Below are 26,854 nucleotides of genomic sequence, written 5' to 3'. Positions count from 1 at the left end.
CTTATTAGTAACCTAAATTATTGTATCTAACTTTACGGATTCAATTCATTTCCGGTTCTCTTTTCAAACTTAGCAACAGAACTGTTACCGATTACTGAACTCTTGATAGATTCCATGCTATAGTATCAGTCCCATTCTCTCCATTACCATATTTCATATAATCGATTAAATATCCTACCTTTAACTTGTTACCATTAGATAGTATGTTCCATTGCTTATGGTATCCAGTGAAATTCTTTGGATATGCATGATTAAATTTAAAAGTACTTGCATTCTGTTTTTGATCTAAATGGATATAACTATCTTGAAGTTTTAAATATGCATAATCTGAATAAATAGGATTTCGAAATTTAATTAATACCTCTTCATCCTTTTTAATTGGTTTTCCAGGTTTAGGTTGACCTACTCTTTCAATAATTACATTCACTTTTTCATCGCTAGATTTTTCAGCCCAAAGATACTCCCATTTATTCCCGGCATGATGACTTCCCCAATAAGCTGTATTTCCATATGAAGCTACGGTATAAGGAACCCCTTCTGTAACAAATTCACCTGAATTATCTACTACATAATCTTCAAATTCTTTATTAGCTTTAATTTCAGTATCAATCTTTTGTGTAGGGGTTAGATTGTGTGCGTCATTGATTTCAAATGTAACTTTTCTGTGCGAAGCAATTTCAGATTTAATAGGGTGTATATTTTCTCTAGACTCATATGTAAATCCATTCTCACGTTTAACTAGTGTTACTGTTTGTGACGGAGCATTCCATTTCTTACTATAAGTAGTAGGAATCTCTTTACTCACACCAAATAAACCAGGTAAAATTGTTGCCCTAATCTTTTGCGTCACAGAATCAAAACTACCTTCTACTAATGTTGGTTGCTGTAGTTTTGCAAAAGCACCGTGTACAGAGTCTTTATGTAAATAACCGCGATTTCCCTGTCCCGCTTTTAAATCGTTCAATGCATCAGTTCCATTATTAGCTGAAACTACTGATACGTTATTAGTACTTTTAGCCTTGTTTACAATATGATTTACTTTTTTCGTATCTATATTTACATGTTGAAAAACTTCGTTATAGGATAAAACTGGCGTATCAGCAAGGGATTTGTCTTTAGGAGTATATACCCTAAACTTTGGTATATTTCCTATATCTGTTTCTAATTGTTCAGTAGCTGCATTTACTCTAGACTCATATCTCCCTGAATCCCCCAAATGCATAATTTCTTCACCTTTTTCAATAGATAAATCCATTGTACTTGTAGGTAAAACTTCAATCGAAAGAAGTTCCCCTTGTTCAACAGCTTTCAATTCATCCAAAGATAAGACAATATTCGCATCTGCTTGTCCTTCTAAACTGTCAATTACTACTTCTGTTTTATTCCGTCCACCTTTTTCTGTACTTAAATAGTTTGCTTTATAACGATCTTGTGTTGCCTTTACAGTATTAATAATTTTGTTTCCTAAACGAATATTAAAATGAGGCGAAACATTTTCAGCGGATGCTGTTCCTACATTCTTATATTCCAAATGTACCCGTAATTTTGCTGCGTTCGCTGTATCCACAGTTGTTGCAGTAGACCAATCAAAATTATTTGTATAACTCTCCGTTTCCGTAGTTGTTTTTGAATATCCGTATCCCACATTTGCTGAAACACTTCCGGAAGGAACAGGACCGGCTGCTGAGCCTTCTACACCACCTGAACCACTTAAACCTACATTAAATGAATGTTGTGTAGATACACTTTTTTCCCATCCTCTGCTGACTGATCCGCCATTATTATCCGTAATGGTTGCAATAGGAATTACTTCAATTCGTTTGACACCAATTTGCAAATTCGGCATGTTGGCAACTATCGGATTGAAATTAGTATCAGAATCGTTGTTATAATTCTCAACCTCATACATATCAGTAAAAGGATCACCATCCGTATTTGCATTCATAGGATTCGATATAAATTTTGGTTTCCCTTTATCCTTCTCGGGATCCCATGCTTTCGCTTCATTTTTTCCAGTTTGTGAATTGAATTCAATTTTATATCCATTCATCTCTAAGTCGTTAGAAATACCATCTTTATCCCAATCGTTGTTTGCCATTTCAATGTTTTGTGTAATGAGTGAACCTATTTCCCCATCAGATCCGAGCGTGAAATTCTTATCTTCTTTTTTTACATTTACATTCTCTTTGAATATTTCAACTGTACCTCCTGGATTCGGTTGTTTTACATCTGCTAAAGCAGGAGATGCTAAAGTCAGTGCCATCGATACACTACCTAATACACTAATTGCTGGCTTCAATTGTTTCATTGTTATTTTTCCTCCTTGGTTTCTAGGTCAATTAGAACACCTACTAGTAAGATTAATTTCATCATATATAACAAATCTTTCTTTTCTCTCTCATAACTGTTAAAAAAGTCTCTCGTAAATGTTACAAAACACTTACAGAGTTTTTAAAATCTATATATGAAACATTAAAAAGCCGTAATATGAAGAATCGATTACAATATATACAAAAAAACAGCTAGCCAAAGCTAACTGCTTACTAATTTATAAAATTTCAGTAAAAGAATGTTTTAATTTTGAAGCGTGCAAATTGGAAGAGTGACTTCAACTATAGTTCCCTTATTCACTTCACTCTCAATAAATACCTTCCCCTGGTGTGTTTCAATAATTTTATAACATACCATTAATCCTAAGCCGATTCCCTCTTCCTTAATACTGTAAAAAGGTTCTCCTAAGTATGGTATACGTTCTTTTGGAATCCCACATCCTTGATCGATAAAGCGAATCCTTATTTGATTATTATCAAGTTTATCAAATTGAATCAAAATTTCTCCTCCTGTTGGCATGGATTCAATTGCATTTTTTATAATATTAACAAATACTTGTTTTAATTGATTTCCTTCACATGGAATCAATGGAATACCGGGTGTAAAATCAATTCTAATTTTTATATTATTCATCATTGCTTGAGGTTGCAGTAGCATTAAAACTTGATCCATTAGCACACTAATATCATTAGGTTGTATCTTTACCACCTGTGGTTTGGCTACCGCCATAAATTCATTAGTAATACTTTCTATACGCTCAATCTCTGATGATACTATATTTATATACCCCTGATTATTCTCAGTTTCCGTTGATTTTAGTAATTGCATAAACCCTTTCATTGCGGTTAATGGATTATTAATTTCATGAGCCATTGCAGTCGCTAATTGTCCTACGACAGCAAGTTTTTCAGATTTCCGTAGTAATTCTTCTGTTTTTAGCCGTTCAGTGATATCACGAGAAATACTCAGGAAAACCTTTTTACCATTTAAGTTAAAAACACGGACACTAAACTCAGTTGTTATTATTTTTCCTGTTGGAAAAGCATATTCATCTTGTAAAGTGAAGGAAGTTTCTCCCTCTCTAATTTTTTCTAACAACCTTACAATCATTTTAGAATCTTGTGGTACTACATTTGGAAATGGTAACGAGAGCAGCTCTTCTCTACTATATCCAAATCTTTTACAACCAACAGGGTTTACCTCAATGAATCGACTGGGAACATAATTTTCATTCAGCTCTACTACATATACTGCATCAGTTGCTTGTTCGATTAGTGCACGGTACTTCATTTCACTATCTTTTAATTGTTGATGTAATTGATGTCGCTCTCTTTCTGCTTGTTTTCTTTCAGAGATGTCTCTACATATTGCAGATAAAGCTATCACATTTCCTCTTACGTCTAATATAGGAGAAACTGTCAGACTGACATCAAGAAGACTTCCATCGTTACGTCGTCTAACAGTTTCTAATCTAGTAACTACGGATTCTCCTGTTAGAATTTTCTGAATATTTTCGAGTGATTCTTCCATTAAGAAATCTGGTACACAAGGTAATCTCTTACCTATGATTTCTTCTAATGACCATCCAAATATCTTTTCATAAGCTTTATTTGCTTGTAAAATATGCCCTTCTCGATCAGATATGGTAATAGCATCTACATTATGCTTTATAAATGATTCTAGTAATTCTTTGGTAGCTCTTAATTCTGATTCTACCTTTTTCCTTTCGGTTATATCGACTGTAGAACCAACAACTTCAATAACTTGTCCATTTCGTTTAATCGGCCTAAGTGCAATAAGAATAATTGTTTTATCATCTGGCCAGGATAATTCGAATATAATTTCTTTCCCTTCCCATGCCTGAAGATAATACTTCATCAATTGTGAAACTAAATGTGGTGGAACAATAGAGGCATCAATAGTCCGTAAGCTTTTCCCTACCACCTGTTCAGAGTAAAATCCTTTTTGATAATAAAACTGTCCATCACATAAAGTGTGTATAAAGTGCTTACCCACTTTTTTAAATTTAAAAATCCCTCCTTGAAGCTCATGTACGGTATCTGTAAGTTCTTGCTTGGATTTTTTTAATTCCCGGTTCATTTTAGATAAGTCCTGTGTTAAATAATACAATCTCTGGTAGGCTTCCATAAGAAATAGCCCAATTAAAAGTCCTAACGCTATATATAATAAGCCTCCTGTGTAAAGTAATGTAGTATTAAATAATACACCAACTAACCACTTTATTCCGACAAAAATAGAAAAATATAAAGATGCACTTTTAAAAGGATGAAGGTTTTTAAAATATGTTTTAAAAGTAAAAAATAGAACACTCATACTTAAATATGCAATCACAGGTGGCTCCCAATACCCACCAATGAAAAAGATACGCATTATAATTATGCTAATTAGTGTAATCCAACCAGCAATGCGACCAAAGTAAATAAAAGATAGAATAAGAGGAACAACTCGAAGATCGTAGGAAAATCCCATGTATGGAAAAGAAAAGAGCATCAAAGTAACTGCAATAATCCCTCCATAGAATTTTTCGAAATATCGCCTGGAATGAATCAAAAACACTTGAATAAATATCGCTGCGCTAACTAATAAAGAAAAAATAGAAAGATTGATGAAATAGTCTTTAATAATCATGTAATGTCCCTCCCTGCATTAAAGATATATTCGACATAAAAACAGAAAATCCTACAAATAATATACACAGTTCAGGTGCAAAAAAATATAATTCCGTACATGACAATACATGTAAATAGTATCATATTGATTCAAATCGAAAATCAGGGCATCTTCCATTTGAACCTGTAAATCCCCAAAAATAAGGTGTTTATTTAAATGTTATGTACAAAAAAACGTAGGAATATTTAATTCCTACGTTTTTTATAAATTAATCAATTCCTTCACTATTACGATTCTTCTAATTCCTCAATTTCGGCTTTTCGCTTTAAAAATATTGCAATATCTTTATTCTCCCTTTCTATTAAACCAAGAGCATGTCTATCATTTAAAGCTAATTCTTTATAACCCCATATATATTGTATCGTTGTCGCTTTACTATGTTTATGATCCGCAAAATACCATTCTAAAGGTTGTAAAGGGTTCGATACTTCAAACAATTCTGCTGGGTACCATGAAGGCAAGTTTTCATTTTCACCCAAGATTAGATAGTCTAATGCTCCATTCAATGAACTAATACCATAAACCACATATTCCTTATCGGTTTCTAAATTTATAATAGAGTCTCGATTATATCCTTGATCTAATAAAACCTCTGAAAATGTATCTCCTGAATTTTTTATACACATTACCTTCACATACAAGCTCCTATCAACAAAAAATTAATTTTTAAATTTAAAATCATTAAATTCGCCTGTTCTATTATTTTTAAAATAATGAATTGCTACAAGAGTTCCATTCCTAGCCACCTTCTTTGGGTCAACAAGAATCTGTCATTGGTATTCTCGTTAGAACTATTCTTTGTGGATTTGAATTAATTTTTTTCATTGCAAGTCGTTCTTTTAATGTATTTGCAGTGCTTCTACCTGCGGAGTCTCTTCCTAATATTTCAACTTCATATTTTGTATTCTTTGTAGCCTCTTCTAGTTCCTTTTCTTTTTTTCAGGTTTGCATATATTTCATGTCAAATTACAGAAGTGAGTCAGGCCACTCTAAATCTTAGATTAGAAGAACATGAATAATATTCTTTTTTGAATTGTAATTAAACCTCAGAGTGGCACCTCATACTCAGAACCATTTCCTTACCCAACAGAAGTTAATAAAACATATTTAATTATTGCTTCACCGCTTTGGCTACAAGTGCTGCGTATGCTTCTGCACCTACTTTGGTTAAATGCACACCGTCAGGTGCAAAGTAGTCTTTCTTTCCAGCACTTGCTGCATACCAATCAACTAGAGTTACATTCGGATATTCAGATACCGTTACTTTCAGTCTCTCATTCACGATTGATTCCCACGGACGTGGTACTCTCGTATTAATAAATATGATTTTACGTTCGTTTCCAATTACTTTTATTAATGAAACAAGTTGTTCAGTAGTAAAGGCTCCATTTGTACCTAATCCAATAATGACATAATTTCCTAAATTACCTTCATATTTTAACTGTTCAACTACCGGAATCGCTTTTGACAGCTGGCGACCAATTTGGGCATCAATCCTAATATCAGGAAAAGTATTTTTTAAATACGGAGTAATATCAATCATAACGGAATCGCCTATCGCAGTAACTGTGAGTGAATTTTTAGGTTGCGCAGAATTTACTTCTCTTGATTCCCCTTGTTTTTGAGGCGTCTCTTGATTTGGATTTTCCCAAACTGCAACTGGATGTGGCGCCGGTTGTGTTTGTGCTGCTTTTACCTTATCTTGTTGAGAGTTCTCCTTAGCCTTACTAGCTTTTGATAACCCTACGACCGCTATCGACGAAACGAATAATGTACAAATTAAAGCTAACTTAACACCTAAAGTGACATTTTGAATTCTTAAATTCTTAAACTGAATGTTCCGGAGCGCACCTTGTCGGATTGGTTTTTCAATAAACTTCCATGAAATTTGCGCAATCAATATAATCAAAAGAAATTGAAGGATTGCTCTTATTAATGAAAAATCCCCAGCATTTACCTTTGGAGTCGTCAATGTAAGAATTGGATAATGCCAGAGGTATATGCCATACGATCTTATCCCTATCCAACGTAAAGGTCTAAATCGTAAAAATTGAGCAATACGACTAGCTGGATGAGCTAGATTTGCGACTAACAATGCTGTTGCAATTGATAAGAGAACCATTCCTCCCTTGTATAGAAATGGATCATATTGATTGGTCTTCCAAAACATAACCAAAATAATAATAAGGGCAATGCCCCCCACTACATCAAGAATGAAACGCGCCTTTGGGATAATTTTATTTGCAAGTCTATTGCTTGGCCAAACTAAGGCAAGTACCGCTCCGATAAGTAAGGAAAAGGCCCTCGTATCTGTACCATAATATATTCTGCTCGGATCAGCTCCAGGTTCATACAAAATTGCCATCGCTAAAGCTGAAGCAACGGCTCCCAGACAAATTAATAAAATCATACGGGATTGTTTTTTTATGTAGTAAAGCCCTAAACTAATGATAAACGGCCAAACAACGTAGAATTGTTCCTCAACTGCTAACGACCAAAAATGATTCAATGGAGAAAGCTGGTTAAAATTATCAAAGTACGATAATTTATGATAAATATACCACCAGTTACTAACATAAAATAATGCCGCTAATGAATCTCCGCGCATTTTTTCAAGTAAAGAGCTATGAAAAACTGTAATCCATGCCAACGTTATAACGAGCATAACAAGCATTCCTGGAAGCAATCTCCTTGCCCTACTAAGCCAGAATTTTTTTAAATCAATTCTCTTATTTCTCTTCCACTCTATGGCTAGAATATCTGTAATTAAATAACCTGAAAGTACAAAAAATACAGTAACTCCTAAAAATCCTCCAGGCATCCAATTAAAATTAATATGATACAAAATAACACCTAGTATAGCTAGGCCCCTTAGACTGTCCAATCCAACCATATAACGACTATTTTTTTTAAAAGGTTTAGTCATCCTACATTCACCTCTTTTTCTTGGAAATTAGGTTAATAATAACGGCACAAAGTACTATTAATCCCCTAAAATCGTATAAGCTAAACTATTACAAACATCTTTTTGTAAGGCTCTTTTTTTTATCTTTACATGCACAGTAATTAATACTTTAACACGTTATCTGGCTCTGTTGTGAAAATTTTTAAGCTAGATGTTCTTGTTGCTCTTCCGAAAAAGAGGAATATGATATATAACGTATATTTGAACATTCCCCTGCAAAATAACGTTATAAAGAAGGGCTACTGGTTATGAGCAGCCCCTCTTTTACCTTACTTCACATATACATATGTTTCATTTGAAATCACATTTTATGTCTTGCCCTTACTGTCGTGTATTTTATATTGCAGCGAACCTTGCATCAGAACAATATGTGTTCTGGTGCAAGGTTTTTTTAACTAGAATAAATTCTGGGAAAGCAAATAAGGAACATGATAGATGTGATATTTTAAAGAAAAATAATAGTAGCCATTTGCTACTATTATTTTTTTCTTTAAGTTATCATAATATGCCTGAAATTCTAAAGGGACGTGGTATGTCAATTCATCTAACAACCATTATGTGCTGAGTTCGTAAATGCGGAAATTTCATTCGTGATTTTTGAAAAATAAAACAAAAAAGAAAAACTATCTTTGAAAATGGATGAAACCTACATAAATGTCAACTAATCTATGTACGAATTCCTTTGCTTTAGCTAGGGGTTCTAGGAAATAAGGAGCCATATGCCGGTCAATTTTTCAATTAACTTGGTGTCTAGTTTAGTGTACCATCTCCAATTAATACATTTTTTCGGGTTCAGTTCATTATATTTTCTACTTTGTCTTTATATACAACATATTCTTTTCCATCCACTACTGCTACCACCGCAAATTCATCATTTGGATTGAATGAAAGCCAGTCAGCCCACATGCTTGTATTAGCACCTCCACTCCACATATGATGAACAGTGTTTTTAGTTAAATTCATAACTTTATAAGACGCATTTGGTGCATTTGTTCCAGTCTTTATTTCAAAAGTATATGCGTTATGGATTTTTTTATAAAAGTAAAAAACGTTTGATGGACGAAGTAGATTCATAAAATCTTGTTCTTTCTTCTCTGCAATTTTTATACCTTCTAGTAATGTGACAACATCTGCTCTTAATGTTTTCCAACTGTCTTTAGCTGAATTCAAGTTAGGCTTTAAAAATTTATATCTATTTTGATCAGCTTTTTCATCAACTTTATCAATATGCCCCATTACGCCCGAATATTGAGAGTCTAAATCATCCCATTGTGTGGACATATAAGTAAGAGCAGTAATAGCACTATCAATCGTACTATGCATATCACTAATATTATGAAATGCAACTCCGACTACACGATTTAATGTAATTTTATAATCTACAGTTTTACGTAATTCTGCTAAAGCAGGCTCTAATCGACCTAAATTATCTCTAGCAGTACCTATCATTATGCCACCAGAAATAAGCGTGGGGATAAAAGGGACTTTCACCATTATTAACCCATCAGATTCTAATTTCTTATAATAGTTTACTTGTCCTAAAACTTCATCTAAACGCTTTTGATCAGTCTCTACATCAGCTCCTTGGTTTTTTAAAATCGATTGCAAGGTCTCTTTATGGCTTCCAAATACTCTAACATCTTCTCCAATAGCGTTTTTAAATTTAGTTAATTCTTCTATTAACGCTTTTGCGGACTTTTGGTTTCGTTGAATCCCCACCCTTAAATCTGTAATCCCCTTTTTTAAAGTATCCCCATTTCCATTATTGATCGCCTCTACTAATGTTTCATAATAATTTTCAAACTTTGTATCGTATTCAATAATGCCGGTCAATGTATCTAAAAGCTGTTTTTTTACTTTTGTATTCCATGTAACAGCATGTGCTCTTGCATTCTTTTGATCCTGTACAATTTTACTAGGTAAATCTGCATACCCATTAATAGAAATCCCTTCAAAACTCACATCCGGATTATTAATTAGCAAATAAGAATATTCATTCATAGCCTTTGCAAATAACCCAGCATCTTGTACAGTTTTTTTCATCTTTTCTTCATTTGCTGAAAGAGACATATCTCCAGTGTTCGTTTGTTCAGTTTCAATTGCAAAGGTTGCTATTGGTGTGAGTGCATAGGTAGTTGTCATAATTAAAAATGCTGATACAGCCAGTATTTTATAAGGTTTTTTTTTCATCTTTTCTTATTCCTCCTGTATAGAGTATGATTTCAAGTCCTATTCTTATTAAAAGAAGATGTTGTTGCATAGATTCGATATTATTAAGCAAATCTATATAACCTGTCTCCTATTGATCGATTCTGTTACAAATTTTTAAAAACAAGTAAACTACATGGCTATCTTTTTATTTGGATACAACTTATATATAAGTGAAAGGCGAAGTCTTTAATGAGACTCCGCCTTTTTAATATATAAGGATTTATTAATTACCGCTTTACTGTTTATCAGTGTAATCATAGACTCTCTATGTTATGGGTCACTTTGCAACAGAATAAATATTTCCCTATTTTTGTGGAGTAACAGTTTCCACTTTTAATTCCTTTATCCCCTCTTTTAATGTAACAGCATCTGTTCGTAATGTTTTCCAACTATCTTTCGCTGCATTTAAATTAGGTTTTAAGAATTTAAATTTATTTTGATCCGCTTTTTGAGCTGCATTCTCAATATGGCCTAGAACGCCCGAATATTGAGAATCTAAATCATGCCACTGCGTTGACATATAAGTAAGAGCGTTAATAGCATCATCAAGTGCCTTGTGCATTTCATTAATATTACTATAAGCAACTCCAACTACACGATTTAATGTTACTTTATAATCCACGGTCTGACGTAATTCTGCTAATAAAGGCTCTAACTTACCTAAGTTGTCTCTTGCTACTCCCACTATAATACCGCCAATTATTGGTAGACCCAAAATAGCACCCTTCATTACATTAAACCCATCAGATTCTAATTGTTTATAATAGTTTACTGATCCTAATACTTCTTCTAGACGCTTTTGATCTGCATCAACATCTGCACCTTGGTTTTTTAGAATCGACTGCAAAAGATCTTTATTGCCTCCAAATGCTCTAACATCTTGTCCAATAGAGTCTCTTAATTTAGTTAATTCTTCTATTAATTGTTGTGCGTACTTTTGGTTTTGTTGAATTTCACCTCGTAAATCTGTAATTCCTTCTTTTAAAGTTTCTCCATCCCCTGTATTAATCGCCTCAACCAATGTTTCATAATAATTGTCGAACGTTGTATCATATTCAACAATACCAGTCAATGTATCTAAAAGCTGTTTTTTTACTTTCGTGTCCCAAGTAACAGCATGTGCTCTTGCATTCTTTTGATCTTGTACGATTCTACCAGGTAAATCTACATATCCATTAATAGTAATTCCTTCAAAATTTACATCAGGATTCTTAATTAGCATATAAGAATAGGCATTCATAGATTTTGCAAATAATCCAGCCTTTTGCAAGGTCTCTTTCATTCTCGCTTCATTTGCAGAAAGAGCCGTATCTCCATTGTTCGTTTGTTCAATTTCACTTGCAAAAGTTGCTACTGGTGAGACTACAGAAGTTGCTGTCATAGTTAAAAGAGCCGATGCGACGATTAGTTTGTACGGGATATTTTTCATCATTTTATATTCCTCCAATATAAGTTTTCATTTTCAGTTCTATTCCTGTTTAAAAGCGATGTCTTTTGAAATGAATTCTGCATCTTTATGAATATCATTCCAACTTTCTTTAGCAGCTTTTAAATCATCCGGTATTAAAGAGAATTTGTGGTCTTGCATAGAATCGATATTATCCAGTAAATCTGTATAATTTGCGCCCATTGTATTCCATTGCTTTTGAATATTTGTTAGAGACAATATCGCTTGATCTACAGTCTGGTATAGATATGCCAATGTTTCTTTCGCGTTAGTAAGCGAAAGAACTGCTTGATTAGCACGATCTGCTTTCATACTTAATTCCCCGATTTTGTTAGAAATTTCGTTATAGGAGTCCATATGCTTAGATGCCGTGACACCAGCCGCAGTTCCTAGACCGATACCAGCTGCTCCAAGAGCTGAAAGTCCACCAACAACAGCCGGTGTTGCTGTACCACCAGTTACAACAATTACAACTGCTCCTCCAATAGCTGCAATAACTAAAATAGCTGCTCCCAATCCACCACCAATTGACCATGCTAATACATCATCAAAATGTTTTTTCTGAGTAGAACGAAGTTGCTCAATTTCAGCTTGAAGTTGTGGAATCGTTGCTTGTTGACCTGCTAATATTGCAGTTAATCCACCTTTCCCATCTGGACCACCAACATTATTTTTAAAATCTGTAGAATTTTGATATAGTTTCCCTTTGAAGTCTTGTAGCATCTTAATTACATCTGTTACCTCTTTTGAATTTGTATTAATTGTTGTAATTAAATCATTTATGCCCTCTTTTAGACCTGCCTTATCTTTCTTTTGTACAGTATCTACTAATGTGTCGTAATAATTTTGAAATTGTTCATCGTAATTTACAATATTACGAGCTGTTTTTTGAATCTGTGGCTTCGCTGTATCTAACCAATAATTCGCATTGATTCGTGACAGTTCTTGATTAAGGTGAATATTTTTGAGCAACTCTCCTCCTTCTGATCCTAAATCGATATTAGATAAATTTACATTCGGTTGCTTAATCATTGTTTTTGCGTACAAATCCATTACAAGAATATGAGACCCTGTTTCAGCCAATGCTTTCTTCAGTCCCTCAGGACCTAAAACATAATTGCCTACTTTTTGTTCTTGAGCGGTCGTTTCTTGTGCAAATGCATGAATAGTGTTACCAGTAGTAGCAGTTATAACCGTTGCCAGAGTGGCTAAAGTTAGCACTTTGAATGGGAATTTTTTCATCACTTTTCTCCTTTTTTCGCTAGATTCCTAGAATTTTCATAGTTTTTCCAAAAACGTAATATCAAAATTTATATACCTGTTCTTCAAGGTAACTTATTACATTTTTTAATTGTCTTAATGTATCTTTTTGAGACTGCTCGTTAGTTGCATCAACATTAGTAGATAATTTTGTAATATTATTTTTTATTAGATCCAAATCTTCTTTATAGCGCTTTAGTAGGTCAAGTTCTACATCTACTTGATTTGCAAACGTATGCAAATCATTTTGTGAAAGAAGAAGCATTGATTTTTGCAAATCTGCTATTGATAGTTTCGTTGTTAAATCATATATTTTTTGGTTTTGTTTCTCTAAGTCATCTAAATATGATCGCTGCTCTGCTGTTAGTTTATTTACTTCTGCGAAGACACCAAATGTTTTCTTAATCTTTTCAGTATCAATGGCTTTCATCAGGTCATATTCTTGCGTTTTTGCAGCTGCAGCTGCAGCTATTTCACCTTGTTTGCTTTTCTCAATTGCTTCACGAGCTGCTTTTTTTGCCGATTCAATTTCTAGAGCTGTTTTACCTTGCTCTGTCGCTTCTTGCGCTGCTTTTTTCTCAGCTTCTAGAATAGAGTTGTTAATTTCTTTTCCTTTGTTATACGCTGCCATCCCTGCTTGAGCAGCCGGTTCAATAATTTCTTTTGAAAGACTATAAATTTCTTTGAATATAGCAAATCCCTGCTCATTTAAAGCTCCTGGTATTAATGCAATTTGTTGTAAATCATTTTGAATTGCTTTTTTGGTATTTAATATTTCATTTTTTAACTGATCTATTTTTCCTGTTCCATCTGTACCTAATATGCCTTGCGCAGTTGCCACATTAGTATCGAAATCTTTTAATTTTTTATCAAGCTGTAATTTAAGATCAGTTAACTCATTAATTTGTCGTTGCGCATTTTCTTGATTCGTCATAGCCATTTCTTGAAGTACTTCAAGTCTATCCACAAAACCTTCTCTATCTTCTTTATTGTCTACATACGATTTTAATGTCGGATAATAGCTATTAAATTTTGTTACAAATCCTTTGCTTTTTGAATTTAATAGAATTAACTGTGGATAGAGTTCCGATGACCATTCCTTCATATCTTGTTTGATTAGGAATTGATTTGTATTTAAAGCTGGGACTTCCTCTAGCTGTACATTAGGACTCATTAAAGATTGATCAATATACGTTTGGATTAATTTAGATTGCGCACCTAATTTTCGTAATGATGAAGAAATATCCATGTTTTCCTGTTGAGTTTCTGCTTGAACGATTGGTGTTGCGAGAGTATTGATAGGAATAGTCGCTCCAGTTACAATGGATGTTATTAAAAATCCTGTCATTATTTTATTCTTCATTCCGTACACTCCTTTACCATTTTTTTCTATAAATTGATTCATATAACTTGTACGACCTAGCACTAGGCTCTCTCTTTGTACACGGATGAGGAAAGAGAAGTCTTTCAGATAGGGTGTTATCCTTATTTTTTACTTCTAATAGGATGTAAGAATTTTACTCATCTCTCATTTAGATACTCTATTTTTCAAAAATAAACAATAAAAATTCATCAGCTATATTTGAATTAGACACCCAATGGGTAGTAAAATATTAATTCTCCCATAGAGTTGCGGTTTAACTTACAGAACCGCGAGGATAGATAAACCAATGCTGACAGTTAATCCTGTTTTGACCTTGTTTAATATCAATTACATAATATGTCTCTTAGTTTTGTCAGCAAGAGCCTTACAAGACTACAAAAGATGAACTTATACTGTACATTGCTTATACTTTTATTGCGGAATAAATTCACTTTTGTTATGCAAAAACTTAGAACACTTTTATTACAAACTTGATCATTTTGAGATTCTAGGTCTCTCGTTAATTAACTGATTATTAAGATAATTATTTTCGACATAATGTTACTTACAACTTCGCTATACTCCTATTAGCGTCATCTTCTCCTTTCTCTCTGGTCATACCAGTTATGTTGTTCATTAAAACATTAAATTTTTAATGCGTAAATAGCAAAATTTTGTCGATTGTACTCAATAATTTAACTGTTAAGTAAAAACACGAGCCAAAAATATTATACAAATATAATTAATTAAAAATTTCACCTCTGTAATTGTAATGATTACAAATTAATATATATAAGGTTACAAAATAACTATTTTAGCTTAACCAAGAAATTATATTTTAGAAAAAATACTTATAGAATAATTTAATAGGTTTTTTTATACTTTTTTACCTTTATTTAGTTATGTATAATTGCATAAAACATAGATATATCATGTGATATATGTTACATTATTAATTTTTACGAAATATACCCTAATATCAACATTAATAAATATTTAAAATGGAGATATTAATCTATAAACTTATCCATCGTTATAACCATAGATTTTAAAATATAAAATAGCTGCAAAGCTTTCTTAAAAATCCTTTGCAGCCTTCTGTTTTTTTGTTTTCTTTAGAAAAATAGTGTTTCAAGTTAACAATATGGTATAAACATTTCCATTGTGCTTTTGCTTGGATATATGTTTCATGGACTCTTCAAAAGCTATTTGTTTGAGCTGACGTCAGACTCGTTTGTCTAATTCAGAACTATACTGATAAATCCAGCGCCTAATTATTATTTAAAAAATAGATAAGCTTCGTTTCTCCATTATTTTTGCCAACTCCTGAAAATTGAAACTGTTCCGCTAACAAGATAATATCAGGTTGATCATACGTCTATTTGAATACAAGTTCCTTATCTAAACAAATCACACACTTTTTCTAGAGTAATAAGCTCAGTATTTTCAAGTTTTAGAGATTACTTACACCTATTTTTAAGTTTTTACATTGAGACCAGATAACAAGCCTATATTATTGTATATTTTTCACGGTACTGTCTAGGGGTCATGCTAGTAATTTTTTTGAAAACCCTCGTAAAATAACTTTGGTCATTAAAGTTAAGCCAAGCACAGATATCTGATAGCGAATAAGTAGTTAGAGTTAATAATTTTTTTGCTTCTTCCACTCGTTCCCTTTGAATATATTCGCTTAAAGTAATTCCCATTTCTTTTTTAAATAGTTTAGACAGATAAGTAGGGGTAATTTCCAAATGATTAGCAAGTTCATTGAGAGTTATTCCATCGTAAACATTTTTATTAATATGTTTCATACATGTAGTAACCGCGTATGAATACTTTTGTGCATTGAATTCTTTCACACGATCTGCAAAGGTACGTAAAGCGTCTCCTGACAATCGCTTTGCAGATTCTACGTTATCTAATTGTTCCAGAGTTTGTATATATAAAATACTATGAGCAAAAGCAATATCTGGTGGCAGGTTCCCTTCTATCGCATATCGAGTAGCTAAGGTAATCGCAATAATTCCAAGGTTTTTTTGGTTCCTGAGCGGATCCTCTATTAACATCAGTTCAACATCCTCTTGTGAAACTGCATACATATACTGTATTAACTTTTTTTTATTTCCTTCTTTGATAGTCAAAAAGAAATCATTTACTAATGCCATGTTGTGAGTTTTAGGTTTGTTTTGTCGGCGTTTTAAAATATATAAATCAGGTTTCACAATTTTATTAGGAACTTCCTCTAGTACTTTATTTTTTTCTAAAACAATACCCACATCTAACTTTTCATTGAAAATCATGTAATGTAATAAAATTCCCATATCAATTAATGTAGTTTTTTCAATCTCAGATAAACACTGATAATAGGCTAGTCTTTCTTGAATTTTATCACTTGATTTAAATTCTTTTTGAAGTTTTATGGTCATATCATCTGAACCTTTTGGATGTATAGTGGGACCGATAATAATAGTCCCTTTAATGTGATCATGATTTTCTATATGTATTAGAACAAAATTTTCAAGATAGCTGTTACATCTGAAAAGTGGTAAGTTAAAGGGATCGTTTTCTTGATAAATATCACTAAGATGTTCTTCTTTTGAAGAATAAAAAGGACTATAAACATCATCAGATGTAGAATGATATAAAATTTTTTTGTCTGTAGATAAAATATGTACAGGGGCATTAAATGCTTTATGTGCAAGATCACACAAGTGTTGTATATCGATAGAAGTATTCATTACATTCTCCTTTTAAGTAAATTATTTGATAATTTTCCTCATTGTTCCTTTTATAGTTTCATAATATATATTCTGCTAGGTATAATTCACGACAAATAATACTATAAAATATCAAATTAGTACAATTCACGACAAAATATTACTATATCTTTTTTATGAAAATCATATATTATTTAATTGTAATTAGCATCTAAATATCAGAGTAGATAAGAAAATGAAATGAATGAAGGTCATTTCTTAATTCTACAAGATCTAATCATTACACTTGAGAAAACAGTGAAGAACATACAAAATACAGTGGTACTCCATGCGAGGACCAAGCTGGAAAAAAGATTCAAAATACAGCGAAAGTAACAAGAGATACTGTACCACCACAAAAACCAACAATCAAAATTTCAATTCAATTACTTGTACAAATTGAATTCCAAAAATAGATAATGCTAATTTAAATGTAAAACTGAAAACCTACTGTGTTTCAAATTTTAGACAAAGATAACAAAAAGTCGGGAAATTAACGACAGAGGACAATGATAAGACTATTTATGAACCACTATGCTTCGGAAAGTACACGTTGGAAGAAATTCAAGCACCAAATAGATCTACGTTATTTAAAGATCTAATTGAGAAAAGAATCTTATCATCAGTACAAAAATAAAAAAAGAAAACATAAAAAACGAATGGAATATTTAAAATTCTGGCGATATAGGGACAACTATTTTTATCTAATCCCCACAATATTACTGGTCCCAACATTAGTTTTATTTTCCACAAATGAGGAAGAAATATATAGATTTCAAAAATACTAGGAATTGCAGGGGAGATAGAACATATGAATAAACTTTATTTATATGTTGTTCATCTTTGTATTATTAATCTTTATGCTACCTAGCTTTCATACCGCACCACATCAACATATTCTTAATTTTCCACTTTATTTTTAATTAAGAATCAAAATACCTTTAAATGAAGTTATATTATAGTTTATTAAATACTATAAATAAAAACAAAATGCTATTTAAACACCCTCTGACTACTCATATGAGGTTTTTTCCCTAATGATACCTATGTTATTAACTCCACTTTAAAGGATCGTTTTAAAAGAATTTGAGAAGCCATTTTTCTAGTTCACCATCAAAATTCTTGAAATTTATGTAAAAAAGAACCCGTTTTATATATAGTTTCTTTTTTCATTTCTTTAACTTAGTCTAATCTATATTGGCCAGTTAATTGTTCCTCAGCCATTCGAGCTAAGTGTAATTATTCTAATCATTAACACCTTTTTCCTTTAAATTCTTTAGACCCTATCCTTGTTTATATGAATAGCTTTCTTATTCGAAAATAGATTTTTAAAAATTCCTACCCCTACAATTAATACACCTATTCCAACTAATTTATTTATTTGTATTGGAACGCTCTCCATTCCAAACAATCCGAATGTATCAATACATAATGCAACAACTAATTGTGTAATAAGACTAATTAACACCGTATACGCTGGACCTAAACTCTTTATTGCACCCATTATACAAATAATTAATCCAATGCCAAACAATCCGCTTATATAAAACAAATAATTTGTAGTGTAAAAATTAATGCTAATACTTTTCTCTGTTATGATATAAAATAGACCAGAACTTATGAGACCTATTCCAAGAACACATGCAGTTGTTAACCACTGTCCTACACATTCATTGACCTTTGTGTTAAAAATAGATTGTAAGCTAATTAATACTCCAGCAAATATAGCTAAACTAAATCCAATCAAAATATTCCTCTCCCTTTCATTGCTCATATATATTATCTTTAGCAACTTCCTTCATTCTAGAAAAATCTTTAATTACGATAACTCCATTTTTCTTTTCAATTAATTTTTCTTTATTTAATTTTTGTAACACCCGAATTACGTGCCTATAACTTACTCCTATAAAATCAGCAATACTTGATATGGAAGTTGCATCTAAATCCTCTTTATACATATTTCCGTTACTATCTGTTGAAATTGATAGTAAATAACTAGCTACACGCACTTCTACTGGATAAAGTAAATTTAGAGCTGTAAAACGGGTCGATATTTTTAACGTGTTCGCAATGTTTTCAAGCAAGAAGTTCATAAATATAGGATCATGTAATAACTTGTTTCTAATAACCGTATTAGAAATGGAGATAGCTACAACATCTGAACAAGCTTCAACGACATTATGAGTCTTGCTTTTTTGTATCAATTCAAGATCACCAACAACCGCCAATGGATTGATAAAGCGAAGAATTAGTTTCTTTCCTTCTGGTGTAATCGTATAAACTTTTACTTTACCTTTCACTACAAAATATAAACGATCCATTTCGTCATCTATATTGCAAATAAACTTGCCTTTTTCAAAATGATTTATTTGAAAATAAGCTGTATCTATTTCTGAAAAAATCTCAAATATTTTATTAGTTTTCAAATAATGAATAATTAAATCTGATCTATTCTCCATTCTCATTTCCTCCTTCTATTCACATATTAAATATTACAATCCCTATAATCATTACTATTGTTCCCACAATATGATATCTCTCCATCTGTATCTTTTTTATATGGAACAGTCCTTTTATTTCAATGAAAGTTGCTGTTAACAATTGAGCAACCATAAGTGTGCCAGCTGTCAATGTAACCCCCATTGAATATATCGCTATAGTTTCTGCACAAATAATGAATCCACCAAATGCACCGGCTACTAAATATGTTTTTTTCACACCCTTTAAATCCGTTACTTTCTCTTCTTTCTTTAACAAAAATATAGTTATTGCAATAAGGAACCCAATTAAATGCGTTATAATACTCGTTGACCATATGCCGATATGTGAACTAAGTTTCGCATTAAAGGTTCCTTGAAGTGTTATACATACACCAGCAAAAACAGCAAATACAATGCCTTTCAAAAAATCATCTCCTAATTTTTTATTTCTAACTTAATTAAAAGCTATGACCCTAAAAGGCAAAAGGACAAATATCACATCACTATGAAAATAATTAGAAATGAACAAAAAACACATCTCAAAAATTTGAGATGTGTTTTTATATTTTTATTAATATATAATTTTTTACATATTATAACTACGCTACATTAACAGTCTTCTTCATAACAAACTTCGCAAATAAGAAACGCACAAGCGGCCCCATAATAATTAATTGTAATGGATAAGCCATAATGAAATTTTTAATAAAAATTGAAAAATAACTTGAAACAAATGATTCCCCTTGTAGTCCACCATGTAAATACATCATAGCCATTCCGTAAAATGACATAAAGAAAACCATTCCGATTACCATAGCTGTAGCCATCGCTACTATAATATTTATTTTCTTCGATTTATTAAACGGTATCGCGAATACAATTTTTTTCGCACAAGGCCCAACGATACATATCTCAATTAATAACGCAATCATAAATCCAATTAGTAGTTCTAATGCGATCTCCTTAATATGAATTGGCCCTCCTGCTCCGTTCAATAATAAATTGTAAAACGTCATTACGATAACCATCCCTAGGCACATCATCATACCGAATTGGAGGTTTTCCTTTCTTGTTGTTGGCAACTTTCATCATCCCTTCTCTTTGAGTCTTTGCCATTATATCGATATTGGAAACTCCTTCGTAAGTGAACATTTTGTGAACATTTCGAAAGCGTTTACGTTTATTTCTTTCACTCTTCACTCTAATCTTCCCATTCTATAACTGTATGTTTATAAAGGTTTTATATATTTCAATGTTGAATTACTAAATTTAACATTGAAATATATTACTACTAGGAGGATAACTATGAATGAAGCAGAATTTTACGCATATCACATCGTTACAAAGAAAAAAATGAATATCGGACAAATCATTCATTTTGATAATAATCAAACTAACACTTTATATCACTTCTTTTTTGAAAGAGAACACTTAAATGCTACTGGCGAAGATTCTATTCAAATTTTAAAAAGCAATTATATAAATAACGAACTACATATAAATAATGAAAACGCTCAAGTAGTTATGAAATATACGGATCAAACAATTAGAGCCGTTAGGGAAACGATTGTCGAAATGGTTAGGCTTCAAGAATATCCTGAATACCCTTCAAGGTTATCTTGCTTATATGCTTCTAAAAGCTATGAAGATGCTTTGAAATGGAAAGCGTTATTTGATTCTTACAACCGAGATGTTTTACAGATTGTTAAGCTACTAGTGAGTGGAAATTCTTTTGAAAGCGACGGAAATCTTTTACCAAAAGAAGATGGTATTTCTTTCTCCAGAAAAATTGAACAGGCTAGAGACTATTGGAAAGGAAATAGCAAAAGCGAATTACCTGAACTACTGATTAATGGGAAAATTCAGGTGGTGGAAATTATCGATGATTTTTCCAAAATTAAAATTTAATTCTTGGCTAAATATTAGAGAATGGAGATTACAATGATGAAAAAGGTGTACTTCAATCATGATGGTGGTGTAGATGATCTAATTTCACTATTTTTATTACTCCAGATGGGTAATGTCGAACTTACAGGTGTTTCAGTTATCCCTGCAGATTGTTATTTAGAACCCGCAATGTCTGCAAGTCGTAAAATTATTGATCGCTTCGGCAAAGGTAATATCGAAGTAGCAGCGTCAAACTCTCGTGGAAAAAATCCATTTCCGAAAGACTGGCGAATGCATGCATTTTATGTAGATGCTTTACCCATTTTAAATGAGTATGGAAAAGTTGCAACACCTGCAGCAGCCAAACCTGCGCATCATCATTTAATAGAAACTCTTCTACAAACGGAAGGAAAAACAACTTTATTATTTACAGGGCCGCTAACTGACCTAGCCCGTGCATTATATGAGGCTCCTATAATCGAAGATAAAATTGAACGTCTCGTTTGGATGGGCGGTACATTTCGGACCGCAGGCAATGTACATGAGCCGGAACACGATGGAACGGCTGAGTGGAATTCGTTTTGGGACCCTGAAGCAGTAGATCGTGTATGGGAGGCGAAGATTGAAATCGACTTAGTAACACTAGAAAGTACAAATCAAGTTCCGTTAACAATAGACATCCGTGAACAGTGGGCAAAAGAGCGTAAATATATTGGTGTTGATTTCCTTGGTCAATGCTATGCGATGGTTCCTCCTCTCGTTCACTTTTCAACGAACTCTACTTACTATTTGTGGGATGTATTAACCGCTGCGTTTGTTGGGAAAGCTGACCTTGCAAAGGTACAAACGATTAAAAGTATTGTTCATACATACGGACCTAGCCAAGGGCGTACAGTGGAAACTGATGATGGGCGACCTGTAAATGTCGTTTATAATGTAAACCACAATGTTTTTTTCAACTATATAACTGACTTAGCAAAGAAAGCTTCCACTTGAAATTCTATCTATACGAAAAATAAATAAAGTCGTATAACTTCAGATGATAAGCCTGCAAAAAAACTCAAATTGGTTGCGGCTTAATATTTACTTATTAAAAAGAGTATTGAAGTAAACTTCAATACTCTTTTTGTACAGTTTAAGGCTATTTGATTAGAGTTGCGTTTTACTGGCTAACCATTTCATAACCATTTACAAAATACGTTATTGTTTCTAACTCATCTTCATTTAATTCTCTATCTAGCTCTTGTTTATACGCTGCCTTTATCTTCTCTTCATCGCCTTTATGAGCTTCTGTGTATGTTCCTACTGTTTTTAGCAATTGTATTTCTTTTAAAAACTCCTCCCGATTTATAGCTGTCCCATGAGAAAGAATATATGTCTCAGCATCAAATTTTTCTAATTCATCTATTAATGTAACCGTTCGTTTCGTCGTATAGTTCCACTTCGAAGAAAAAATATCTGCATATATACAGTCTCCTAAAAACAATATCTTTTCTTCTTTTATATACATAACAACAGAGTCATGTGAATGATCTCCGCCCACATGCTTTAGCACACATGTCACTTCACCAAGATCTAATTCAAGTTGATTCTGGAATGTTAAAGTTGGAGGAATAATTTTAATATTTCTCGCTTTTTCATTAAACTCTTTTTTGATACACTCCGCACAAAATTCAATTTCAGTACCCTCTTTTACACGTGTGTCCAACGCTTCATCTGTCCATTCATAAGAAACAAGTGTACTCATCTCTTTTTTCGTTTCAGAATGTGCAATAGACAATGCCTCTTGTAGTACAGGTAATCCAAAAATATGATCCCAGTGCCAATGCGTTAGTGCTACGAAATCAGGACTCGATACATTCTGTTCTTTTAGCATTTCTAAAAACAATTGTGCATGTTCTTCTGAATTCCCTGCATCAATCATTAAAGTTTTTTCTTTTCCAACGACCATTCCTAATATAGGTCTATCTGTTTCAGAAACAGGTGTCATATACCAAAATGAGTTTCCTATTTTTTTAATTTGCTGCATAATCAATTCCCCTTTTCATATTCCCACTTAAATTTAATATATAAATTATAACGAATTGCTAGTTTTTTCTCTATACTCAAACACAATTACTTGGACTAATCCAACTTAACTTTTCGTAAGTTAAAAATAAGGGACTACAATCGGAGTGTGATATTATGGAGCGTTTATGGATTCCAATGATTGTAACATTTTTTTCGTTCGGTGGATTACTATTAGGAGGTGCTGTTGGAGTTGCAACACGTCAACTAATTGAAGAAAAGATGCATCGTTTATATGCATTATGTGGTGGTATTTTGCTTGGCCTTTTATCCCTTGAAATTATTCCTGAAACATTTTCAAGCTATGAAATGATTGGTCCTATACTTGGTATAGCTATCGGTATTTTAGTTATGAGCTTATTAGATAACTATTGTCACCATCCAATGATACATAAAAAGGATCAACAAGCATGGCAAACATTCCTGTTTCTCTCTTTCGCTATATTTATTCATAATATACCGAGTGGATTTGCGTTAGGCACAGCTTTTATTAATCATGCTGACTCAGCCATCCCCTTTTTAATAGCAATCGTCGTTCACCATATTCCAGAAGGATTAGCTTTAATTATCCCCTTTCTTTTTACAAAACATAAATATATTTCATTTCTATTAACAACTTTATTACTTTCTCTTATTCTCGGTACCGGTACGGTGTTTGGCATTTTAATGGAAGGAAAAGCTCTTCATTTACAAGGTCTCATTATGGGAAGCGCTATCGGTTCACTTGGTTATGTCACAATTCATGAAATGCTTTGGAAAGCTAAGAAACAGCTCTCTTTCCTTATATTTCTCATGTGGGCAACTAGTGGTTTTTTACTAATAACAGTGTTTACTTTATTCGCTGTTCATCATTAAAGCTAAAAAATTTATTATTTGTATATTTTTCCTTTTTCTTCAAAACATAATGTTATCTACCTATTATGAGGAGGAACAATTATGTTTGGGAAAACAGCTGGTGAAGCATTAGTTGATTTATTAATTGAATGGGGAGTAGAACATATATACGGTATGCCTGGAGATTCTATTAATTCTATAATTGAAGCTTTAAGAAAAAAACAAGATAAAATTAAATTCATTCAAGTTCGCCACGAAGAAGCTGGCGCATTAGCAGCGGCCGCTTATGCGAAATTAACAGGGAAACTCGGTGTTTGTATGGCAATCGCAGGACCTGGAGCTATTCATTTATTAAACGGTTTATATGATGCGAAACTCGATAAGGCTCCTGTGCTAGCAATTTCAGGACAGGTAGAAACCGATTTACTCGGAACGGATTTTTTCCAAGAAGTAAACTTAGAAAGATTGTTTGATGATGTTGCAGTGTATAACCAGCGCATTATGTCAGCGGAGCAACTACCTGCTGTAGTGAATCAAGCGATTCGTATGGCCTATACGAAAAAAGGTGTATCTGTTCTCACTATTCCGGATGACGTTCCGAAATTCGAAGTAAAAAATGGGGCTCGTGTTACAAACACTTCTTTTACATTGCCTGAGCTATTTCCGCAAAAAGAAGATTTAGATGCAGCGAAACTCGCAATAAATGAAGCGACAAAACCTGTTATTTTAGCAGGTAAAGGCGCAAAACATGCAAGAGAATCTTTACTTGCATTCGCAGAACATATCGGCGCTCCAATCGTACTTACATTGCCAGCTAAAGGAATTGTTCCTGATGAACACCCACTTTGCATCGGTGGATTAGGATTAATTGGAACGAAACCATCTTATGAAGCAATGAAACACGCGGATACTTTAATTATGGTGGGTACTTCTTATCCGTTCACTGGTTTCTTACCTGAAAAGGCAAAAACAATTCATATCGATACAGATCCTGCCCAAATCGGGAAGCGTTATGTGACAGATATCGGCTTAGCCGGTGATGCTGATAAAACATTAAAATGGTTAATTGAAAATGTAGAAAAACACGAGGACCATTCCTTCTTAGAGGATCATCAAGAAATGATGAAAAAGTGGGAAGAAAAATTACACGGTCAGGAAGAAGATTCCTCTACTCCAATTAAACCACAACGCGTTATGCATGCATTGCAGCAAGTAGCAGAAGATGACGCCATTCTTTCAGTTGATGTCGGAAATGTAACGGTCTGGACAGCAAGGCACTTCCGTATGACGAACCAGCAATTTATCATTTCAAGCTGGCTCGCAACACTTGGCTGCGGTTTACCTGGTGCACTTGCTGGAAAAATTGCGTTCCCGAATAAACAAGTATTTGCAGTTTGTGGTGACGGCGGATTTGGAATGACTATGAACGATTTTGTAACAGCTGTAAAATATAAACTACCAATCGTTGTCGTCGTATTGAACAATAATAAAATTGCCATGATTAAATTCGAACAAGAAGTTATGGGTAATATCGAATTCGGCACCGATTTAACGAATCCAGATTTCGCAAAATATGCAGAGGCGTGCGGCGGTATTGGCTACCGTATTGAGAAATTAGATGAACTACTACCTGCTTTCGAAAGTGCAGTAAAACAAAACAGGCCGTGTATTATTGATGTAGTTGTAGATGTAAACGAAGCACCAATGCCAGCAAAAATCACATTTGGTCAAGCAGCTGGTTATACGAAACATATGATAAAAGAATTATTTGAAGAAGGTAAAATTGATTTACCTCCACTTTAAACGAAAAAAGATAGCTGAAAACGATTTGTCTTCAGCTATCTTTTTTTATTTTTGTACCTCTCTATAGAATGAAAAATCATTCATAGTTGGTTGTATTTGTTTCTCTACTTTCCCTTTTTTCTTTTCCCCCTTTGGCCTTCTCACATTTCCTAATTTAATTGCATCTTGCATACTATTACTAATCAAATTTCCAGATAAGATTGTCATACTATAAAAAAGAATTGGTATGACCACGATCCAAGTATGAGTAGTTAAATGACGGAAGTTTTGACCAATTAATCCTGTCCATTCTTTTGTTACACTATCCGCCTCTATACCAAAGATTATTGTTCCGCCGAAAAACAGTTCTAACAAACCAAGATGTAAGAGAAGTAATAGGGTGCTTACAAATTGCTGGGCTACTAATAAAAGAAATGATGGTAACATATGTGGCCATACATGGCGTTTCAACCGCTGCCACTTACTCCCTCCGAGCACAGTAGCAGCCAACATAAATTCTTCATTCTTAATACGCTTTACTTCTTGCGCCGTATACAACATAACAGTTGGTACAGCAAGGCACGCAAGAACTATAATTTGAAACGTAACCCGTAAGTGAAACGGAGCAGCCTCTAATTCTCCTTTTTCGTTATACATCATTGTTAATTCACGAATATTTCCGTCAAAAAACACCGTATTTCCAATACTAACAATCATTAATACACTCAAAAAAGTAACACCTAGCCAAAATCTCACATCTCTTTTTACAACTTGCCACAT

At 33.0% G+C, this 26,854-nt stretch carries 19 protein-coding genes; 4 read left to right on the top strand and 15 right to left on the bottom strand.

Features of this window, described 5'->3' with window-relative positions; genetic code table 11:
* Positions 1-91 precede the first annotated feature (91 nt).
* The 13 genes from ACUN26_RS08650 to ACUN26_RS08590 all read right to left on the bottom strand — a co-directional run bounded on the left by ACUN26_RS08650 (position 92) and on the right by ACUN26_RS08590 (position 20,586).
* Complete coding sequence (locus tag ACUN26_RS08650; protein WP_000811547.1) at positions 92-2,308, bottom strand: binary toxin-like calcium binding domain-containing protein; 2,217 nt, start codon at positions 2,306-2,308, stop codon at positions 92-94.
* Between the two features lie 266 nt (positions 2,309-2,574).
* Positions 2,575-4,980 (bottom strand): PAS domain S-box protein, encoded by a 2,406-nt coding sequence (locus ACUN26_RS08645; RefSeq protein WP_000584268.1) that lies wholly within the window; start codon positions 4,978-4,980, stop codon positions 2,575-2,577.
* Positions 4,981-5,249: 269 nt separating this feature from the next.
* Positions 5,250-5,657 (bottom strand): hypothetical protein, encoded by a 408-nt coding sequence (locus ACUN26_RS08640; RefSeq protein ID WP_000866989.1) that lies wholly within the window; start codon positions 5,655-5,657, stop codon positions 5,250-5,252.
* A gap of 476 nt (positions 5,658-6,133) precedes the next feature.
* Positions 6,134-7,948, bottom strand: coding sequence for an acyltransferase family protein (locus ACUN26_RS08635; protein WP_000165414.1), 1,815 nt, complete (start codon positions 7,946-7,948; stop codon positions 6,134-6,136).
* Between the two features lie 831 nt (positions 7,949-8,779).
* Positions 8,780-10,177 (bottom strand): hemolysin BL regulatory component HblB, encoded by a 1,398-nt coding sequence (hblB, locus tag ACUN26_RS08630; protein ID WP_000730117.1) that lies wholly within the window; start codon positions 10,175-10,177, stop codon positions 8,780-8,782.
* 325 nt (positions 10,178-10,502) lie between these two features.
* Entirely contained in the window at positions 10,503-11,630 is a 1,128-nt protein-coding gene (gene hblA, locus ACUN26_RS08625; RefSeq protein WP_000977258.1) for a hemolysin BL binding component B, read from the bottom strand.
* 36 nt (positions 11,631-11,666) lie between these two features.
* On the bottom strand, positions 11,667-12,887 hold the full coding sequence (hblD, locus tag ACUN26_RS08620; RefSeq protein WP_000714444.1) for a hemolytic enterotoxin HBL lytic component L1: 1,221 nt from the start codon (positions 12,885-12,887) through the stop codon (positions 11,667-11,669).
* Between the two features lie 61 nt (positions 12,888-12,948).
* The gene (hblC, locus tag ACUN26_RS08615; RefSeq protein ID WP_002093759.1) at positions 12,949-14,268 is read right to left on the bottom strand and encodes a hemolytic enterotoxin HBL lytic component L2; all 1,320 of its coding nucleotides are present in this window, start codon (positions 14,266-14,268) and stop codon (positions 12,949-12,951) included.
* 1,508 nt (positions 14,269-15,776) lie between these two features.
* Positions 15,777-17,006, bottom strand: coding sequence for a helix-turn-helix domain-containing protein (locus tag ACUN26_RS08610; RefSeq protein WP_001097927.1), 1,230 nt, complete (start codon positions 17,004-17,006; stop codon positions 15,777-15,779).
* A 1,294-nt stretch (positions 17,007-18,300) separates the two neighbouring features.
* Positions 18,301-18,771, bottom strand: coding sequence for a DMT family transporter (locus tag ACUN26_RS08605; RefSeq protein ID WP_000578999.1), 471 nt, complete (start codon positions 18,769-18,771; stop codon positions 18,301-18,303).
* Between the two features lie 16 nt (positions 18,772-18,787).
* A complete protein-coding gene (locus ACUN26_RS08600; protein ID WP_000431587.1) occupies positions 18,788-19,483 on the bottom strand; it encodes a Crp/Fnr family transcriptional regulator in 696 nt (231 codons plus the stop codon).
* 19 nt (positions 19,484-19,502) lie between these two features.
* The gene (locus tag ACUN26_RS08595) at positions 19,503-19,928 is read right to left on the bottom strand and encodes a DMT family transporter (protein WP_000676418.1); all 426 of its coding nucleotides are present in this window, start codon (positions 19,926-19,928) and stop codon (positions 19,503-19,505) included.
* Positions 19,929-20,103: 175 nt separating this feature from the next.
* Positions 20,104-20,586, bottom strand: coding sequence for a hypothetical protein (locus ACUN26_RS08590; protein ID WP_001143399.1), 483 nt, complete (start codon positions 20,584-20,586; stop codon positions 20,104-20,106).
* Positions 20,587-20,809: 223 nt separating this feature from the next.
* On the opposite strand from ACUN26_RS08590, the gene ACUN26_RS08585 reads away from it, so the two are divergent.
* Together ACUN26_RS08585 and ACUN26_RS08580 are read left to right on the top strand one after the other, a co-directional pair.
* Complete coding sequence (locus ACUN26_RS08585) at positions 20,810-21,412, top strand: DUF2441 domain-containing protein (RefSeq protein ID WP_001001042.1); 603 nt, start codon at positions 20,810-20,812, stop codon at positions 21,410-21,412.
* A gap of 33 nt (positions 21,413-21,445) precedes the next feature.
* Positions 21,446-22,387: a nucleoside hydrolase gene (locus ACUN26_RS08580; protein ID WP_002093760.1), complete on the top strand. Its 942-nt coding sequence runs from the start codon at positions 21,446-21,448 to the stop codon at positions 22,385-22,387.
* Between the two features lie 166 nt (positions 22,388-22,553).
* Here ACUN26_RS08580 and ACUN26_RS08575 read toward each other — a convergent pair whose 3' ends face one another.
* Positions 22,554-23,420: an MBL fold metallo-hydrolase gene (locus tag ACUN26_RS08575; RefSeq protein ID WP_001184102.1), complete on the bottom strand. Its 867-nt coding sequence runs from the start codon at positions 23,418-23,420 to the stop codon at positions 22,554-22,556.
* Positions 23,421-23,575: 155 nt separating this feature from the next.
* Between ACUN26_RS08575 and ACUN26_RS08570 the strand changes: the two genes are divergently transcribed.
* Positions 23,576-24,313, top strand: coding sequence for a ZIP family metal transporter (locus ACUN26_RS08570; protein WP_000440622.1), 738 nt, complete (start codon positions 23,576-23,578; stop codon positions 24,311-24,313).
* A gap of 81 nt (positions 24,314-24,394) precedes the next feature.
* Complete coding sequence (locus tag ACUN26_RS08565; protein ID WP_000467253.1) at positions 24,395-26,095, top strand: pyruvate oxidase; 1,701 nt, start codon at positions 24,395-24,397, stop codon at positions 26,093-26,095.
* A gap of 45 nt (positions 26,096-26,140) precedes the next feature.
* Here the strand turns inward: ACUN26_RS08565 and ACUN26_RS08560 are convergent, their stop codons facing one another.
* Positions 26,141-26,854: an ABC transporter permease subunit gene (locus ACUN26_RS08560; RefSeq protein WP_000267899.1), complete on the bottom strand. Its 714-nt coding sequence runs from the start codon at positions 26,852-26,854 to the stop codon at positions 26,141-26,143.

Source organism: Bacillus sp. WC2503 (assembly GCF_052682895.1).
Note: the sequence above shows the minus strand (reverse complement) of the source record. Positions and strands in the feature narration are given on the sequence as shown.